Source organism: Hymenobacter psoromatis (genome assembly GCA_001596155.1).
Lineage (GTDB): Bacteria > Bacteroidota > Bacteroidia > Cytophagales > Hymenobacteraceae > Hymenobacter.
In genome coordinates, this window is record CP014771.1 from 3483357 (window position 1) to 3499687 (window position 16331).

Consider the following 16331-nt stretch of genomic DNA (forward strand, 5'->3'; position numbering starts at 1 on the left):
CTGGCTTGAATGGCATAACTTGCGAGCCATGAATACCAAGGAAAGCCTCGCCGACTATTGCCGATTGGCTGGCCGCCCCTGGCCCGCCGCCAGCCCGATAGCCGCCTACCGCCTGGAGCCGGGCACCAGCCGGGCGGCGGCGTTTCCGCACATCCGGCGCGATTTCTATAAAGTGAAACTGGTGCGCGGGGCGAGTGGTGTGCTGCGCTACGGCGACCAGCAGGTGGCGGTGCGAGGCGACGCGCTGCTGCTGGTGAACCCGCGGCTACCGTATTCCTGGGAGCCGGTCGGCCCGCCCTACGTGGGCTACGTTTGTTTGTTTACCGAGCAGTTTATTACGCCGCACCTCAAAACGGCCGGCGTGGCGCACGCGCCGCTGTTCCGGGCCGGCGCGGTGCCGGTGCTGCCGCTGCTACCGGAAGAAGCCGACCGCCTCGGCCGGCTGTTTGAGCAATTGCTGGCCGAGCTAGATTCGGAGTACGTGGGCCGCTACGAGCTGGCTAGCAGCTACCTGCACGTAATTTTGCACGAGCCGCTGAAGCGGCTGCCTACCCCCGCGCCGCCGCCTGGCACGGCCGCCGCCCGCCTCAGTGCCCGCTTCGCGGAGCTGCTGGAGCGGCAGTTTCCGCTGGCCTCGCCCCACCAGACGCTGGCGCTGCGCCAGGCCGGGGAGTACGCCCGGCAGCTCGGGGTACACGCCAACCACCTGAATAAAGCCCTGAAGCAGACAACCGGCCAAATTACTACTGACTACCTGGCCGCCCGGCTGGCCGATGAGGCGCGGGCGCTGCTGCACCACAGCGACTGGACGCTGGCCGAAATCGGCTATTGCCTGGGCTTCGAGCACCCGACCAATTTTGCCGCTTTTTTCAAAAAGCAGACCGGCCAGCCCCCGCTGGCGTACCGGCGGCAGGGGCGCGTATTGGCAGCAGCAATTGCTTGATTGGCATTCGGCGCGCGGGGCGGGGGTAGCGGACCTTTGCGCCGTTCAATAACCCTTAAAAACATGGATGCTATCACGGGAAAAGTAATTGTCATTACGGGGGCCAGCAGCGGCATTGGCGAGGCCACGGCCCTGCTGCTGGCCGGGCGCGGGGCCAAGGTAATCCTGGGAGCCCGCCGCCAGGAGCGGCTCGAAGCCTTAGTGGCGCGCATCGCGGCGGCGGGCGGCGAAGCGGCCTGCCTGCCCACCGACGTGCGCCAGCGCGCCGACCTGGAAAAGCTGGTAGCCCTGGCCCGCGAGCGGTTTGGCCGGCTCGACGTGTTGGTTAGCAACGCCGGGGTGGGCCTGATTTCGCGGTTTGACGAGCTGCGGGTGGCAGATTGGGAGCAGATGATTGACGTGAACCTGAAAGGGATGCTCTATGGTATCGCGGCCGCGCTGCCGGTATTTCGGCAGCAGGGCACGGGTCACTTCGTCAACGTAATATCTACGGCCGGGCTGCGCATTGTGCCGCAGCAAGGCGTGTATGCCGGCACCAAGAATGCCGTGCGCACCATTGCCGAGGCGCTGCGCCAGGAGGCCGGCCCTACGTTGCGCGTCACCAACGTGTCACCGGGTTTCGTGCGCACCGACTTTGCCGAAGCTACCCCCAATCCCGAGCAGCGAGCCGCCATCCTGGCTAAGCGCGACCAGCTGGCCATCGGCCCCGAGGCCATTGCCCGCGCCATTGCCTTCGCCATCGAGCAGCCCGCCGACGTGGAGGTGGGCGATATCGTGGTGCGGCCCACGGCGCAGGATTGAGCGGAGCGAGCTGTTAAAAGCAACTCGTAGTAGTACTCCTCGCTTTATCTTCGGTGCGCCTACCCCCCGCGCCGTGCCTGACCAGTCCTCGTCCTACCCCGACTTCCCAGCCCTGCTGGCCCCGTTGCGGCGGGCGGGTAGGCGGATGCGCCGGACGCGCAACTTCGTGTTTCTCAAAGACGTGGCGGGGCTAGCATGCACGGCTTTCGGCGGGCCGCAGGCGCACCTGGCCATGATGCTGCGGCTGCTGGTGCGCAAGCGCCAATACCTCACGGCCGAGGAATTGCTGGAATTGCAGGCCCTCTGCGCGTTGCTGCCCGGCCCCACTTCGACCCAAACCATGACGGCCATCGGCTTTCGGCTGGGCGGGCCTAATCTGGCCTACCTCACGCTGCTGGTCTGGTGCTTCCCGTCGGTCGCGCTCATGACTTTAGCGGGGCTGCTGCTCACGCACTTCGACACGGCTTTTACGGGGCGGCTGGTGCAGTTCGTGCAGCCGGTGGCAGTGGGCTTCGTGGCGTTTTCGGCTTATCGCATCGCGGAGAAAGTCATCCATACCAAAACGGCGGTGGCCCTGCTGGTGGCCGCCGCGATGGTGGCCTATTTCTTCCAATTGCCGGGCGTGCTGCCGCTGCTGCTGCTGGCCGGCGGGGCCGTCACCACGCTGCGCTACCGCAAGCACGCCGTGGTGCAAAACAAAAAGCCCATCCGGGTGGAGTGGGCCAACGGCGCGCTGTGGCTGGGTATTTTCCTGCTGGCGGCGCTGCTGGGGCACTACACGCACCTGCTGCCGGTGCGGTTGTTCGAGAATTTTTACCGCAACGGCTCGCTGGTTTTCGGCGGCGGGCAGGTGCTGGCTCCGCTGCTTTTCGCCGAGTTCGTGGAGTACAAGCACTACCTCACGGGTCCCGAATTCCTCTCTGGCCTGGGCTTGGTGCAGGCGTTGCCGGGGCCTAATTTTTCGTTCGCTTCCTACATCGGCGCGCTGGCCATGCGGCCGGCGGGGGGGGTAGGGCCGCAGCTGCTGGGCGCGCTGGTGGGCGCGGTGGGCATCTTCCTGCCGGGCGTGCTGCTGATATTTTTCGTCATCCGCTTCTGGGACGGCCTGCGGCAATACCGCGTGGTGAAAGCCTCCCTGGAAGGCGTGAATGCCGTGAGCGCCGGCCTGGTTTGCGCCGCCGCACTGCTGCTCTACCACCCGCTGCCCGACCGTCTCCTACCCCTGCCCGGCGCACTGGCCGCCTGGCATCTGCCGCTGAATCCGCTACTGGTGGGTGCCACGTTTCTGCTGCTGCTCTGGGAGAGGGTGCCGGGCGTGGCGATAGTGGGGGCGGCGCTGCTGGCGGGGGCATTGGTGCGGTAGGCGCGGGAACGGAACGAGTTGATGAAAAGGAGCCCCGCCACGATTTAACCTTTCCTGCTGTTCAACTTATGTTTAAGTCAATCAGCCTTATTCTCCTGGCAGTAGGAGTTGGTGCCTGCGGAAAGCGGCCAGATAAGGTAGACATGGCAACTGTCTTGGCTCATAAATTAAGCGCTAATAAGCAATTGGCCAGCTTTAGCTTTTGCAATGACGTACCGCTGGTTTGGGATAGTATTCTGGTTGTAAAACCCTACTGCCCGGCCGGAGAGATAAAGAAATTTGGCGTGAAAAACTACGCGAATACCAAAGATTTCGTCAGCAACCAAGGTGTTGATGATGCTAACTGCACGCTCCTCTTCCTGAAAAACCAGACCTGCGTGGGCTACAGCGTAGTCCCGAGAGCCATCGTTGACTTGGCAGACCTGCCTAATGAAAAGGATTCAGGCGTTAGCCTGATAACCAAAGCGAATTGCTTGAAAAAGCTGCGCTTCGATAAAACCCACGAGTTTGTCAAGATGGTTGATTAGAAACTCCTAACCATTACTCACCGATTCGTAATCTCCACATACGCATTGCCCGTCACGGGCTGGCCATTGTGCGTGCCGGTCACCTTGCACATGCCTTCCCAATAGTACATAGTAAAGGCGTGGAAGAAGCGCAGGGCCAATTCTTGCTGCGGTACCAGGGGCTCTACCACGAGGTCGTAGCCCTGGGCGGGCACCTGCACGCGCCACTTGGCGGGGTATTTCTTCCTGGATTTCGGGCTGGTCCAGTACGTGAGGGGCGTCAGCGTGAAGTCGTTGCCGCTGAGGTGGGTGTTCTGATTATCGGCCGAGAAGTAGGAACCGTTGTTGAGCCGCTGGTCGGTTTCGGAATTGCGCAGCGTGTTGAGCATCAGCTCGGCGCGCGGCTCGTTGAGCTGGATGCTGAGCCAGTCCCAGCCCACGCCCTTGCTCACGATGCTGGTGCAGTTCCACTGGCGGTCATACCACAGCTCGCCCGTTACCTGGTGGGTCTGGCCGGCCACCATGAGGGTGCCCGTGGTGGCCAGGCGGGGGTAGGAATAATAGCCCGCCGAGATGCCCTGGCCGTAGTTTTCGTAGCCCGTGCCGCCGTGCAGCAGCACCGGCTTGGTGGGCGTGGTGCGCAGGTTGAGGGCGTAGCCGGCGTTCTTTTTGCCGGTGAAAGCGGCTTGCAGCTGGTAGGTGCCCTCCTGCCCGCCAAACTTCCAGACCTGCCCATCTTTGCGCTCGCGCAGGCGCACGGGCAGCGAGTCGGTGAGCAGGCGCGGCAGCTTGCCGAGCTTGTAGTCGTAGTTGAATTTCTGGCCCTTGGGGTCGGTAATGGCCACGTTCACCATCTGGTAGTCGCTCTTACCATCCTTCAGGTTGAAGTGAAAAAAGACGTACTCGATGCCGAATTCCTCGCCCGTGGTCTGGTCGCGCAGGTGGCCGGTGAGGTACCACCATTCCAGCGAGTTCTTGGGGTGCACGGCCTCGTCGCGGGGCAATTCGGCGCGGGTGGCGGTGGGGTTGAAGCGGGTAGTCGGAACCGGCTTGAAGGTGGAGCAGGCCGAAACGAGCAGCGTCAGCAGCAGGGCCAGGGGTAGTCGCGTCATACCCCGGCACAAGGGTTTTGGGGCGCGAAAAGTTTGGTGAAAACGCCGCTACTAGCCAAACCAGCGCAAAGCCCGCAGTTTTGGGAAGAAGCCGCCGTAGGGCTTGGCCGGGACGATTATTCGGCCAAGCGTAGTGTGGCTAGGTCTAAGCAGGAATTTCACCTTTTCACTTTTCCTCTTACCCCCAATAATCTTAATCACGGTTTCGTACCCGACGTAAACCGCTATCAGCTCCAGGCGTTGACCGTTAGGCAATACCGTTAGCTCAAACTTCCCGTCTTTATCAGAAAAGGCCCCTAGCTGCGTGCCCTTTATCGTCACCATAACATAGGGCACTGGCTGATGAGTTTCGGTATCTACTGCCACGCCGCGTATCCGAATGGAGTCGGCCGCCGGGCGTTTCGCCAGCGGGCCGGCTGACCCCGCAGCCGTTTGGAAGCGCAGTTTATCCAACGAACCTGGCAGCTTAGCATGCGTCGTAGCCGAAGCCACCGGCACCCGCGCCGCCGCTTTCGGAAGCAGCAGGGCGCTTAGGCTGCTGGCCGTTAGCAGGGCGCTTAGCCAGCCCCGCCAGCGGGGGCGGGCAGCGGCCGGGGGTAGGGCTGGGGCGAGCTGCGCCGTTCGCAAGCGGCCGCAAATGGCCCGGCCGTTTGCCTGGTGCAGATAGGCCAGGATTTCGGCCGGCGATTGCTGGGTGAAGTCCACTACTTCCGTCTGGCACTGGGCGCAGTGGCGGCCAGCGCTGGTAGGCATCATGGCTTCCCAGCTCGCCGGGCAGGGGGTAGGGAGGTGAACGACGGTGGGGCGCTGATTCATAAAGCGAAAGTTAAGAGCTGCTGTCCCTGCCGATGCCGCACCGCGCTCAATTGCACACGGCCCGGCCGTATCTTGGCCGTTTACTAGTTTGCGCGCCCAATCTTTCCCTGGCCGAATGCCCCCCACCACAAACTCGCTCTTTCGCCGCAAAACCATTGCGTCTATCCTGGCCAACCCACCCGCCGATGCCGAGGGCCACGGCGGCACCGGCGGCGGCCTGGCCCGCCACCTCACCGTGCGCGACCTCACTGGCCTCGGCATCGCGGCCATCATCGGGGCCGGCATCTTTTCCACCATCGGCCAGGCCAGTCTGAATGGTGGGCCGGCCGTGTCGCTGCTGTTCGTGTTCACGGCCATTGCCTGCGCGTTCTCGGCCTTGTGCTACGCGCAGTTCGCGGCCACCATTCCGGTCAGCGGCTCGGCCTATACTTACGCCTACACCTCGTTTGGCGAGCTGGCGGCCTGGATTATCGGCTGGGCGCTCATCATGGAATATGCGGTGGGCAACATCGTGGTGGCCATTTCGTGGAGTGACTACTTCACCGGCCTGCTCGACAGCGTGGGCCTGCACATTCCGCGCTGGCTCACGATGGGCACCCAAAGCGCCCACGCCGGCTACGAGGCCGTGCTGGCCCTCATGCAAGCCGGCAAGCCGCTGGCCGCCGCCACGCCCGCCCAGCTCGATGCCTACTATGCCTGGACCAACGCCCCGGAGCTGTTCGACGGCCTGCGGCTGGCCGTCGATTTGCCGGCCTTCGGCATCACGGTCGCCATCACGGCGCTCGTCTATGTAGGCATCAAGGAGAGCAAAAACGCGTCTAACTTCCTGGTATTGCTGAAGCTGACCGTGGTGGCGGTGGTTATCGCGGTGGGCGTGTTCTACGTGAAGCCCGAAAACTGGCACCCCTTCGCCCCCAACGGCATGGGCGGCGTGCTCAAGGGCGTGTCGGCCGTTTTCTTCGCCTACATCGGCTTCGATGCCATCTCGACCACCGCCGAGGAGTGCAAAAATCCACAGCGCGACCTGCCCAGGGCCATGATGTGGGCGCTCATTATTTGCACCGTGCTCTACGTTATTATCACGCTGGTGCTCACCGGCATGGTCTCCTATAAAGAGCTGGGGGTAGGCGACCCGCTTTCCTTCGTGTTTGCCAAGGTGGGCCTGCCCCGGTTCTCGGGCCTGGTGGCGGTGAGCGCGGTCTTTGCGATGGCCTCGGTGCTGCTGGTGTTCCAGTTGGGCCAGCCGCGCATCTGGCTCACCATGAGCCGCGACGGTCTCCTACCCCCCGTCTTCGCCCGCATCCACCCCAAGTTCCACACGCCCTCGTTCAGCACCATCGTCACGGGGATTTTCGTGGGCGTGCCGGCCTTGTTTCTGAACATGGATTTGGTGGTCGATTTGACCAGCATCGGCACGCTGTTCGCCTTCGCCCTGGTGTGCGGCGGCATCCTCATCATCGACCCCTACGGCAAGTCCGACGCCCGCTTCACGGTGCCCTACATCAGCGGGCGCTGGCTGATACCGGCGCTGCTGCTGGGGGCCGGCTGGCTGCTGTGGCGCTACGACCACGACACCATCACCACGCTCATCAGCGACGTGGATGGCACCACCGCCCGCCGCACCGGCGCGGGCTACTACGGCATCTTCCGCCACCAGATTCCCTACCTGGTGTTCATCCTCGCCTCGCTGGCCATCATGGTCGTCACGTTCCAAAAGAAGCTCTCGCTGCTGCCGGTGCTGGGCCTGCTCACCAATCTCTATTTAATGACGCAGCTGGGGATTAATAACTGGACGATGTTCCTGATTTGGCTGCTGATTGGACTGGCGATTTACTTCACGTATGGCTACAAGCACTCGCGGCTGAACCGGGGGGTAGGGGTCTAAATTGTGTGAAGAAGCAATTTTCGTTGCTAGCCAAGATGGCAACTAATGTTCGTCTTGAGTATTAGGGTTGTTATATTGCAGCCTGCTTTGCGAAGCTAGCTAAATAGTTCATGATACCACAATCAACACTGCAAGGAATTCTGCCGCCTTTTATAGGAGGTGACCCAACCTTCCCTGATAACATGTCTCCTTATCGAACGACTATGCAGTCGTTTGTTCAGCGATTTGGAAGTTCGCCAGAAAGACTAGCCATTATTAGGGGGCTGCTTGACTACCGGGCAGCGTTGCTGAAAGCCGGCCTAACAGGTTTCCAATGGCTTAGCGGGAGCTTTGTGGAAGATGTTGAGTCTATTCGGGGACGTCCTCCTAAAGATATAGACGTAGTTTCAGTGATAAACCGACCCTTAGACTTTATAGCAGATGAAAAATGGGTTGAGTTTCTTGATGGTGAGCACGGTACGCTGCTCACAGATGCGGAAGCTATGAAAAAAGCTTATCAATGCGATGCCTATGCTATTGATATGAACGAGCCAGGAATTGACATTGTTAATCTCACGCGTTACTGGTTTGGCCTCTTCTCACATCAGCGAGTCACGTCGGTTTGGAAAGGAATGGTAGTCGTAGCGCTAGATTCGCAACAAGACGAAGAGGCCAGGACTATTCTATTCCTGGCAGCCACCTCAGAAACTTCTTGAATATGTTCACCAGCGATAACTTTCCGCTTTTAGCCGCCGAGCTTGCCGAAGTCGACCGGATGATGGAGGAGCTTAGTCCGGGAGCTATTACGTCTAAGCGCACCTTGCAAAATAGAAAAAAGGTCCTCGAAAGCAGGCTCACGTTATTGGCTGAGCAACCCGAAACGGCAGTTTTTGTGGAGCTGCTATTCACGGGTGCTCCGGTCCTGGACTCTCGGGCTATTGATGTCTCCTTCGCAGCTGAGGCGTTGCAACGCTATCAGGACATTATTGCCAAAGCAACCGCTGTGGCAAAAGGTGGGCTAGGCAGCCGGGGAGTAATTGCGGGGACGGCTACCGAAAGCTCACGTTTTTTCCTTACTGGGGTAGCTAGAGGTTCTTTCGGGTTTACACTAGAAGAAAACACGGGAAAAGGAACCACTTTCTTTGACTCCACCCTAAAAGAAGTTGTCGCGGACGTCTCGAGCAAAATGAGCAATTTCTGCGATACTACCGATGAGGAATACGATACGTTTATACGAGAGATAGACAAGAGGCTGTTCGCTTCTTTTAAAGGGTTTTTCAAATTATTGCATGAGGCGGCGGCCCAACTGAAGATTGTAGGCCGGCATGATTCCAGAAAGTTTGATGCGCATAGCCTCGAAAAGGCTTTTGTTAGAACAGAGACAACGCAAGTTGAGGAGGACGAGCGACGAATTACCGGCGTATTATTGGGCCTAACCCCCCTTGATGGCACTTTTAACTTTTTATCAACTAACCAGACTGCCTTTTCTGGCAAGCTAGCTCCTACCTTCAGTCTGGAGTATCGGAATCAGGTCGATAAAGGTGAGTTTCTTCAGGCTGGTACCCGCTATAGTGCGCACATAGTTAGGCGCACTACTAAAAGGGGCGGGGCAGCCCCTCACGTAGCCTACTTCTTGATTAGCCTATTAGAAGCGGATAATCCTGATAATCCTGATACGTTGGCTTGGCATTGACTGTGAATGCCTTCCGCCACCAGATTCCCTACCTGGTGTTCATCCTGGCCTCGCTGGCCATCATGGTCGTCACGTTCCAGAAGAAGCGCTCGCTGCTGCCGGTGCTGGGCCTGCTTACCAATAGGTACTTAATGACGCAGCTCAGCACTAACAACTGGACGATGTTCCTGATTTGGCTGCTCATTGGGCTGGCGATTTACTTTTCAAGCACGCTAGTTAAAGCTATGCCCTTTAGGGCAAGACTTTAGTTGCTACTCCCTTTTGGCAGTTGGGTAGCTTTGCGGCATGAAGCAGCGCACAGGTAGTCACTCGGTTCATAAGCTAGATGTGCATTTGGTCTGGAGCACGAAGTACCGCTACAAAGTCTTGGTGGGGGAGGTGCAACTGCGTTGTCGGGACTTGTTGCGGCAAACCTGTAATACGTTGGATGTGCAGATTCTCAAAGGGGTGGTGAGCAAAGACCATATTCATCTACATGTGTCGTATCCGCCTTTCTTGAGTGTGAGTGACCTCATGCGCCGGCTAAAAGGACGAAGCGCCAAGCTCCTGTTGCAGGAATTTCCCGAACTCAAGCGTCGGTATTGGGGCGGGCATTTTTGGGGTATTGGCTACGGAGCGTGGAGCGTAGGAAATATCACGGATGACATCTTGGAGGCGTATTTAAACCATCACAAAGACCAGCCCAACGGGGACGAGAATTTCATTCTGGAATAACCTACTTTAGTAGCTGGCTTTCAGTCGGCTTTAGCCGAAACCGCCGAATTTCATTCGCCCTTAAACCTATGGACTTACAGTCCATAGTCTTTTAGTTTTCAAGCACGCTAGTTAAAGCTATGCCCTTTAGAGCGGTTTCCAAATCACTGTACATGATAGCCACAATGGTCAAACCAGTTTTTGGCATCCTGTTCGGTTACCCACTCGGCGGCGGCCCGGATAGCTTCCTCCAGCAGGTCGCGGGTGCGGGCCTGGGCGGTGCGCAGCCACGTCTTGAGTTTGCTAAAAGCTAGTTCAATGGGGTTAAAGTCCGGCGAATAAGGCGGCAGGTAGCGTAGCCGCGCCCCGTAGCTTTTCACGATTTCATCCAAGCCTTCCACCTTATGCACCGACAAATTATCGAGCACCACCACGTCGCCCGGCCGCAGGCTGGGGCCGAGCACCTGGTCGAGGTAGGCGGCAAACACGTCGCCGTTAACGGCCCCGTTGACGCTGAGCAACGCCCCGAGCCCGTCCGGGGTCAGGGCGGCGAGGAGTGTCACGTTCGGGCCGTTGTGCAACGGCACAGCTTGGTCCAGGCGCTGGCCGGCCGGGGCCCGGCCGTAGCGGCGGCAATAAGTAAGGTTGGTGCTCGTCTCGTCCACGAACACGAAACGGGTAACATCCTCTTGCTGAATATCTTCCAAAAATAAGCGACGCAAGGCTACGACGCGTTCGGTGTCGCGCTCGGCAGCGTGGATGCTTTTTTTTTGCGGCCCCAGCCTAGGCTTTCCACTGCCCGCCATGTGCTCGTACGGCTCAGGACGGGGCCGTTGGCGGCGAGCAGGGCGGTGCCCAGTTCGGCCAGTGTCGCGTCGGGCTGCGCCACCAGGCAGGCCTGCAATAGGTCCCGGCCCGTCGGGTCCAGGCGCGGTGCCGCGCCGCCGCTCGCGGGCAGGGCCGCCAGTGAACCGCTCGTGCGCTGGCGGCGCAAAAGCTTGTCCACGAAGGAGATGGAAACGCTGAATTGCGCCGCCACTTGATAAATTCGGGCCTGCGGCACGGCACACGCCGCCGCTACCCGTTCTCGCAAATCAATCGAATACGCTTTCATGCACAAAAGGTACGTGAGATTCTGTACACTGACTTGGAAACCGCTCTAGGGCAAGACTTTAGTTGCTACTCCCTTTCGCCGGCCTTGCTTATGCAAGAACGGTCAATTTTTGATTGTCAGTTAGTTATTGCTCTTTGCCCAACGACTGACGCTAGCGTTTCGCCAGCAGAATTTCATTCTAGAGCGGCCCACTTTCAGTGGCTTCTTTCAGCCGGCTTTAGCCGAAACCGCCGAATTCCATTCGCTTTCAAACCTATGGACTTACAGTCCATAGTCGTTTAGTTCACGTATGGCTACAAGCACTCGCGGCTGAATAGGGGGGTAGGGGCTGCTTAACGCGGAGCCGGGCGGGCAGCCGGTTTTTGGGCTGGCTGTCCGCTCCCGGATTTTAAAATCATTTCCTGGCAGTACCCTGCTGGTAAGCCGGGTAGGCCACGCAAAAAACGCCCGTCGCGTCGGCGCGGCTGGCCACTAGCTACCTTCGTTCAATGGCGCTTATTCTCCCCTTTATCGAATCCGAAATCCAGGACCAATACCAGGCCGAGGACAACAGCCGGCCGTGGATTGTGGGTTTCAGCGGCGGCAAAGACTCGACGATGCTGCTGCAACTGGTGTGGAAGGCCGTGCAGAAGCTGCCCGAACAGCTGCGGTGGCGGCCAGTCCACGTGGTGTGCAACGACACGATGGTGGAAAACCCGCGCATCGTGCGGTTTATTGAAGATACGCTGCACCGGATTGAAGCGGCGGCTACCAAGCAGAGTATGCCGTTTTTCGTGCATCGCACGACGCCCCGGCTGGAAGATTCTTTTTGGACCAACCTGCTCGGCAAAGGTTACCCGGCCCCGTCCAGCACGTTCCGCTGGTGCACCGAGCGGTTGAAAATCAACCCGACCACCCACTTCATCAAAACCAAAATCAGCGACGCGGGCGAGGTTATTATTCTGCTGGGCACCCGCTCGGCGGAAAGCTCGCGCCGCTCGCGCTCAATGGCTAAGCACGCGGTGCATGGGCAGCGCCTGCGCAAGCACGTGTTGCCGAACGCCTACGTGTACGCGCCCATCAAGGACATTGAGACGAATGAGCTGTGGCAATACCTGAGCCAGGTGCCGCCACCGTGGGGCGGCACCCACAAGGAGCTGATAACGCTGTATCGCAACGCCAGCACCGAGGCCGATTGCCCGCTGGTGATTGACGACGAAACGCCTTCCTGCGGCAAAAGCCGCTTCGGCTGCTGGGTCTGCACGGTGGTGGTGAAAGACAAGTCGATGGACGGCCTCATTATGAACGGCGAAACCTGGATGGAGCCGCTCTCGGAACTGCGCGACTACCTGATACTGACCCGCGATAACCCCGAGCAATACCGCCAAAAGCGGCTGCGCAACGGTACTATCCGGGAAGATGCCTGGGGGCCTTATAAGCCGGAGGTACGGGCCGAAATTTTGCGTCGTTTATTGCAGGCCCAAAAGGAAATCCGGCAGGAATACGATGAAACCATGACCTTTATCACGCACCAGGAACTGGTGGCGGTGCAGGTGACGTGGTATCGGGACGGGATTTTTGACTACGACGTAGCTCAGATTTATAATTCGGTTTTCGACACCAAGCTTGACTTGGGATTAGACCGGCGCACCGCTAAAATTCGGGAGGAAGAAACCTTGCTGCGTGAAGTATGTCAGGATAATCCTGGTCATTTTGATTTGATTCAGCAAACGCTAAAAGTCGTTAAAGCTAAATCGTTGCTAGTGCGCAAACGCGGCTTGCACAACGACATTGAGCAGGTGCTCGATAACTACCTGCTGGAGGGAGCAATCGTTTAGTTTTGCCGCATGGACAGCGCCAAAATCCTTGACTATTATCGCTACGCTTTCGCCCACCTGAAGCGCGATAAAAGTAAGGGTGCCGCGCCGCATAAGCCGGTACTGCTGTTGAGCGTACTGCACGAATACGCCGCTGGGCGCATCGACGGAAATCAGGTTTTTATTACGCCGGAATTAACCCGCACGTTTTCTAATTACTGGAACGCACTGGTAATTACCGGCCATGAAAAGCGGTTTGCGCTCCCTTTCTACCACCTTGCCAACGAAAAGGGTGATTGGTGGCGGCTACGACCCGTGGCGGGCTGTGAAATCTGGCTGCAAAATGCGGGTTCGATGCGCACGTTTGCCAACCTGTCGGCGGCCGTAGTCTGCGCAGAACTAGATGCTAGTTTGGCAGCGCTGCTCATGCAGCCGGAGAGTCGGCAGGCGCTGCGCCAGGAACTGCTGGCTACCTGTTTTCCCGGCCAAACCGCGCCGCGCATTGACGACGACAGCGCGGGCTACGTGCAGGGCCTGGAAAACGAAGTCGTGAACGAAAGCCAAGCCGAATACAAAGCGGTAATTGACGGGCTGAAAGCCGAAGCAAAAAGCACCAAGACCAAGCTGGACCCGGAGAAATACGAAATCGAAGTGTACAACCGGGGCAATGTATTTCGGCGCGAAATCATCAAGCTCTACCACGAAACCTGCTGCATTTCGGGGCTGCGCGTGAGCGCTAAATTCAGCATTACAATGGTTGATGCCTGCCACATCAAGCCGTTCGCCGTGGGCTTCGACAATACGCTGACCAACGGTATTGCGCTGTGCCCGAACCTACACCGCGCCTTTGACCGGGGCTTGCTGGCGGTGGATGAAAACTACCGGGTGGTTTTCTCCCCGGCATTTACGGAGAATGCGAGTAGCCCTTTCAGCTTGCGGCAGGTTGAAGGGCTCGAACTGATGCTTCCGGGGCATCATGCGCCCTCATTGGAGGCGTTTGCGTGGCACCGGGCGAATGTGTTTCAGAAATAGTAGCTACTCATTCGGAAGCACTTGGCCATTGATGGCCCGTCATTTCCCGATGATTTTCGGTTGCTGCACGACCTGACCGAATCGGAACGGGCGCAGCTACAGGCCGTGATTGATAACCTGCGGCTGTCGTTTCGGGAGCAATTCAAGCGGCTGCACTTCGAGTACAACCAAACGCGCAATGACCTGGGGCAGATTAAGCGCCGCATTGCCGACGCGGAGTCGCTGTCGGAAGACGCGGTGGTGAAGGCCGACCGGCAGCGCAAAAAGCACGTGGACGATGACCTGGAGCGGTTGGGGGAGTTGGTGGGCGGCCTGGAACACGCCAACACCACGCACCACACGGCTATCGTCAATAAAGAAAAGCAGTTGGACGACTTGCGCAAAAAGCTCAGGGCTTCGGCGCAGGATATGCAAAAGGATGCGCTGACGGAGGTGCTGTCGCGGCGCTTGCGCGACTTTATTATCCTCTACAAGGACCGCAAACGGCACTCGCTGGCCAAGCAGATTCACAAGGGCCTGAAAATGCTGATGCACAAAAAAGGCTTCGTACACGACGTGAAAGTGCATATTATTGGCGGCGACATTGAAATTGAGCTGTACAACAAGCGCGGCGATATTATTTTAAAGGAGGGCTTGTCGAAGGGGGAGCAGCAACTGTACGCCACGGCGCTGCTGTATGGGCTGGTGGAGGAATCGGAATTCAATTTTCCGGTTTTCATCGACTCGCCAATGCAGAAGTTCGACGACCAGCACGCCGAAAATATCGTGCGCCACTTCTACCCCCACATTGCCGACCAAGTAATCCTGTTTCCGCTCATCAACAAGGAGTTATCGGCCCGCGAATACGAGATGCTGCTACCCAACGTGGCCCGCTCCTACCTCATCGTGAACCAGGATGCCGACCAGTCTAGCTTTGAGGAAGTAGCGCCGGACCACCTGTTTCCGCGCTACGCCGCTCTCTACCACTCCTCGAATTAAGCGACCTTATTTACTGTGCTGCTTCATATCAGAACTTCGGAGGCCAACAAAACTATCGTGTCGGAACTGACGCGCCGGATGTTTCCGCAGGGCCAGTCCGAAAATATTATTTCCCGCATTGCGCTGGCCTACTCCATTTCGCGGGGCGAGCGGCTGGACCTGGCCAAAATACTCGATACCAGGGGCAAAGAATACAAGGAAGAAACCTTGTTTGGGAGCAACAAGCCGTACTACGTGGTGCTCATCTGCCAGCACTATGGCATCCACAAGGAAAGCCTCGACCTGCCGCGCTACCTGAAAATGCACATTGACGACGGCTTGACGCGGCTCAACAAGATTTTTGCCGATAACCGCAGCTATTCGGGCCTCGACTTTCTGATTGAGCACATTGAGCGCGGCTCCGAATCGTTAGAAGAGGTAACGGTGGAGGCCGTGGTGAACAAAAACCAGACGGTAACCAAAGACTACTTTAGCGGGCCGCTTACCTTGCAGTTTGGCCACGCCCTGGACGAAGCCCGTGCCCCCATCCGGGTAGTGCTGAACGACACCACCAAGCGCAACAACGCGCACCTGGCGGTAGCGGGCAATTCGGGCACCGGCAAAACGCAGTTCGCGCTCGACCTGCTGCGCCAGTTTGTGGAGAATTCCAACGGGAGCGTCAACTTCCTCTACCTCGATTTCAAGGGCTTGAAAAAGGACGACGTGCAGGCAATGAAGCCGTTTTTGAGCGCACCCGCACCACCTTCATCGACGCGCCGGACAAGCCGTTTCCGCTCAACCCGCTCACGTTTATCGACAACGTGAACGAGAAGAGCCGCCTCATGGGCATCAGTAAGTTCGTGGACATTATTGCCACCTACGCGCCGCGCATGGGAGCCACCCAAACGCAGCAGCTTAAGGATGCCACCAAAGAAGCCTTCGCCCGCACCAAAGGCGGGGCCTACCCCACGCTGCGCGACATCAGCGACTGCCTGTTTGAAGTGACTGGCGGCAAGGCCGATACGCTCACGCAAATCATGAGCAGCCTGAGCGACTACGAGCTGTTTTCCAACCAGACCAGCGCCAAAACCGACTTCCTCAGTAAAAACTACTACTTCAGCCTGTCCGGCGACCTGGACAAGACTATCCGCTTCACGGCCACTTTCCTGGCGATTAACTACATCTACACCACGTTCATGGGCATGGACAACGCGCCCGTCGTGAACGGGGTGCAGGCCCTGCGCTACGTGCTGCTGATTGACGAAGCCCACGTATTATTCAAGGATAAAAAAGCGCAAGGACTCTTAGAAAGCATATTGCGCGAAATCCGCTCCAAAGGCGTAGCCGTGGTGCTACTGTCCCAAGGCATCGAAGAGTTCAACCAGCCCACCTTCGACTTCTCCAGTATGTGCGCCAACGCCGTGCTGCTGGAAATAAACGACCGCCTGAACCTGAAACCAATGTCCCGCTTCCTCGGCTTCAGCGACGTTGAAACCCGCTTGCTAAGTCAAAGCATGGGCAAGATTCAGAAGGGGCAGGCTGTGTCAAACGTGAAGGAGTTTAAGCGGGGAGAGTTGTTTGAAGTAGAACAGTATTGGTCGAAATAATACAAGTCTTTATGCCAAGCCTTTACTTACCAGT

At 58.3% G+C, this 16331-nt stretch carries 16 protein-coding genes and 1 pseudogene; 13 read left to right on the forward strand and 4 right to left on the reverse strand.

Annotation, left to right across the window (positions count from 1 at the left end; genetic code table 11):
• Positions 1–28 precede the first annotated feature (28 nt).
• From A0257_14845 to A0257_14860, 4 genes are all read left to right on the forward strand, one after another.
• A complete protein-coding gene (locus A0257_14845) occupies positions 29–943 on the forward strand; it encodes a hypothetical protein (protein AMR28238.1) in 915 nt (304 codons plus the stop codon).
• 63 nt (positions 944–1006) lie between these two features.
• Positions 1007–1744, forward strand: a complete 738-nt coding sequence (locus tag A0257_14850; protein AMR28239.1) for an oxidoreductase — start codon at positions 1007–1009, stop codon at positions 1742–1744.
• A 145-nt stretch (positions 1745–1889) separates the two neighbouring features.
• Positions 1890–3107, forward strand: coding sequence for a chromate transporter (locus tag A0257_14855; GenBank protein AMR28240.1), 1218 nt, complete (start codon positions 1890–1892; stop codon positions 3105–3107).
• Between the two features lie 68 nt (positions 3108–3175).
• A complete protein-coding gene (locus A0257_14860; protein AMR28241.1) occupies positions 3176–3634 on the forward strand; it encodes a hypothetical protein in 459 nt (152 codons plus the stop codon).
• Between the two features lie 17 nt (positions 3635–3651).
• On the opposite strand, the gene A0257_14865 is transcribed toward A0257_14860, so the two are convergent.
• On the reverse strand, positions 3652–4725 hold the full coding sequence (locus A0257_14865; GenBank protein AMR28242.1) for a hypothetical protein: 1074 nt from the start codon (positions 4723–4725) through the stop codon (positions 3652–3654).
• A 51-nt stretch (positions 4726–4776) separates the two neighbouring features.
• Positions 4777–5541 (reverse strand): hypothetical protein, encoded by a 765-nt coding sequence (locus A0257_14870; protein AMR28243.1) that lies wholly within the window; start codon positions 5539–5541, stop codon positions 4777–4779.
• Between the two features lie 115 nt (positions 5542–5656).
• On the opposite strand from A0257_14870, the gene A0257_14875 reads away from it, so the two are divergent.
• The 5 genes from A0257_14875 to A0257_14895 all read left to right on the forward strand — a co-directional run bounded on the left by A0257_14875 (position 5657) and on the right by A0257_14895 (position 9812).
• Positions 5657–7426, forward strand: a complete 1770-nt coding sequence (locus tag A0257_14875; GenBank protein ID AMR28244.1) for an amino acid transporter — start codon at positions 5657–5659, stop codon at positions 7424–7426.
• A 110-nt stretch (positions 7427–7536) separates the two neighbouring features.
• Complete coding sequence (locus A0257_14880; GenBank protein ID AMR28245.1) at positions 7537–8121, forward strand: hypothetical protein; 585 nt, start codon at positions 7537–7539, stop codon at positions 8119–8121.
• Positions 8122–8123: 2 nt separating this feature from the next.
• Complete coding sequence (locus A0257_14885; GenBank protein AMR28246.1) at positions 8124–9098, forward strand: hypothetical protein; 975 nt, start codon at positions 8124–8126, stop codon at positions 9096–9098.
• Between the two features lie 2 nt (positions 9099–9100).
• A complete protein-coding gene (locus A0257_14890) occupies positions 9101–9346 on the forward strand; it encodes a hypothetical protein (GenBank protein AMR28247.1) in 246 nt (81 codons plus the stop codon).
• 37 nt (positions 9347–9383) lie between these two features.
• Positions 9384–9812, forward strand: coding sequence for a transposase (locus tag A0257_14895; GenBank protein ID AMR28248.1), 429 nt, complete (start codon positions 9384–9386; stop codon positions 9810–9812).
• A 143-nt stretch (positions 9813–9955) separates the two neighbouring features.
• Here A0257_14895 and A0257_14900 read toward each other — a convergent pair whose 3' ends face one another.
• Together A0257_14900 and A0257_14905 are read right to left on the reverse strand one after the other, a co-directional pair.
• Positions 9956–10513 (reverse strand): hypothetical protein, encoded by a 558-nt coding sequence (locus A0257_14900; GenBank protein AMR28249.1) that lies wholly within the window; start codon positions 10511–10513, stop codon positions 9956–9958.
• Positions 10514–10515: 2 nt separating this feature from the next.
• Positions 10516–10905 carry a hypothetical protein gene (locus tag A0257_14905; GenBank protein AMR28250.1) on the reverse strand — a complete coding sequence of 130 codons (390 nt, stop codon included), beginning with the start codon at positions 10903–10905 and terminating at the stop codon, positions 10516–10518.
• A gap of 488 nt (positions 10906–11393) precedes the next feature.
• Here A0257_14905 and A0257_14910 point away from each other — a divergent pair, with 488 nt between their 5' ends.
• The 4 genes and pseudogenes from A0257_14910 (at position 11394) to A0257_14925 (ending at position 16297) form a co-directional block, all read left to right on the forward strand.
• On the forward strand, positions 11394–12722 hold the full coding sequence (locus A0257_14910; protein AMR28251.1) for a sulfurtransferase: 1329 nt from the start codon (positions 11394–11396) through the stop codon (positions 12720–12722).
• Between the two features lie 213 nt (positions 12723–12935).
• Entirely contained in the window at positions 12936–13733 is a 798-nt protein-coding gene (locus A0257_14915; protein ID AMR29791.1) for a restriction endonuclease, read from the forward strand.
• A gap of 21 nt (positions 13734–13754) precedes the next feature.
• Positions 13755–14711 (forward strand): hypothetical protein, encoded by a 957-nt coding sequence (locus tag A0257_14920; protein AMR28252.1) that lies wholly within the window; start codon positions 13755–13757, stop codon positions 14709–14711.
• Between the two features lie 15 nt (positions 14712–14726).
• Positions 14727–16297 (forward strand): annotated as a pseudogene (locus A0257_14925) (DNA sulfur modification protein DndE).
• The last annotated feature ends 34 nt before the right edge of the window (positions 16298–16331 follow it).

Excerpts from the sequence above, each read along its gene's own strand:
- A0257_14870 (AMR28243.1), bottom strand. The coding sequence starts at position 5,541 with ATGAATCAGCGCCCCACCGTCGTTCACCTCCCTACCCCCTGCCCGGCG.
- A0257_14895 (AMR28248.1), top strand. The coding sequence starts at position 9,384 with ATGAAGCAGCGCACAGGTAGTCACTCGGTTCATAAGCTAGATGTGCAT.
- A0257_14910 (AMR28251.1), top strand. The coding sequence starts at position 11,394 with ATGGCGCTTATTCTCCCCTTTATCGAATCCGAAATCCAGGACCAATAC.
- A0257_14880 (AMR28245.1), top strand. The coding sequence starts at position 7,537 with ATGATACCACAATCAACACTGCAAGGAATTCTGCCGCCTTTTATAGGA.
- A0257_14885 (AMR28246.1), top strand. The coding sequence starts at position 8,124 with ATGTTCACCAGCGATAACTTTCCGCTTTTAGCCGCCGAGCTTGCCGAA.
- A0257_14850 (AMR28239.1), top strand. The coding sequence starts at position 1,007 with ATGGATGCTATCACGGGAAAAGTAATTGTCATTACGGGGGCCAGCAGC.
- A0257_14875 (AMR28244.1), top strand. The coding sequence starts at position 5,657 with ATGCCCCCCACCACAAACTCGCTCTTTCGCCGCAAAACCATTGCGTCT.
- A0257_14860 (AMR28241.1), top strand. The coding sequence starts at position 3,176 with ATGTTTAAGTCAATCAGCCTTATTCTCCTGGCAGTAGGAGTTGGTGCC.
- A0257_14865 (AMR28242.1), bottom strand. The coding sequence starts at position 4,725 with ATGACGCGACTACCCCTGGCCCTGCTGCTGACGCTGCTCGTTTCGGCC.
- A0257_14905 (AMR28250.1), bottom strand. The coding sequence starts at position 10,905 with ATGAAAGCGTATTCGATTGATTTGCGAGAACGGGTAGCGGCGGCGTGT.
- A0257_14855 (AMR28240.1), top strand. The coding sequence starts at position 1,890 with ATGCGCCGGACGCGCAACTTCGTGTTTCTCAAAGACGTGGCGGGGCTA.
- A0257_14845 (AMR28238.1), top strand. The coding sequence starts at position 29 with ATGAATACCAAGGAAAGCCTCGCCGACTATTGCCGATTGGCTGGCCGC.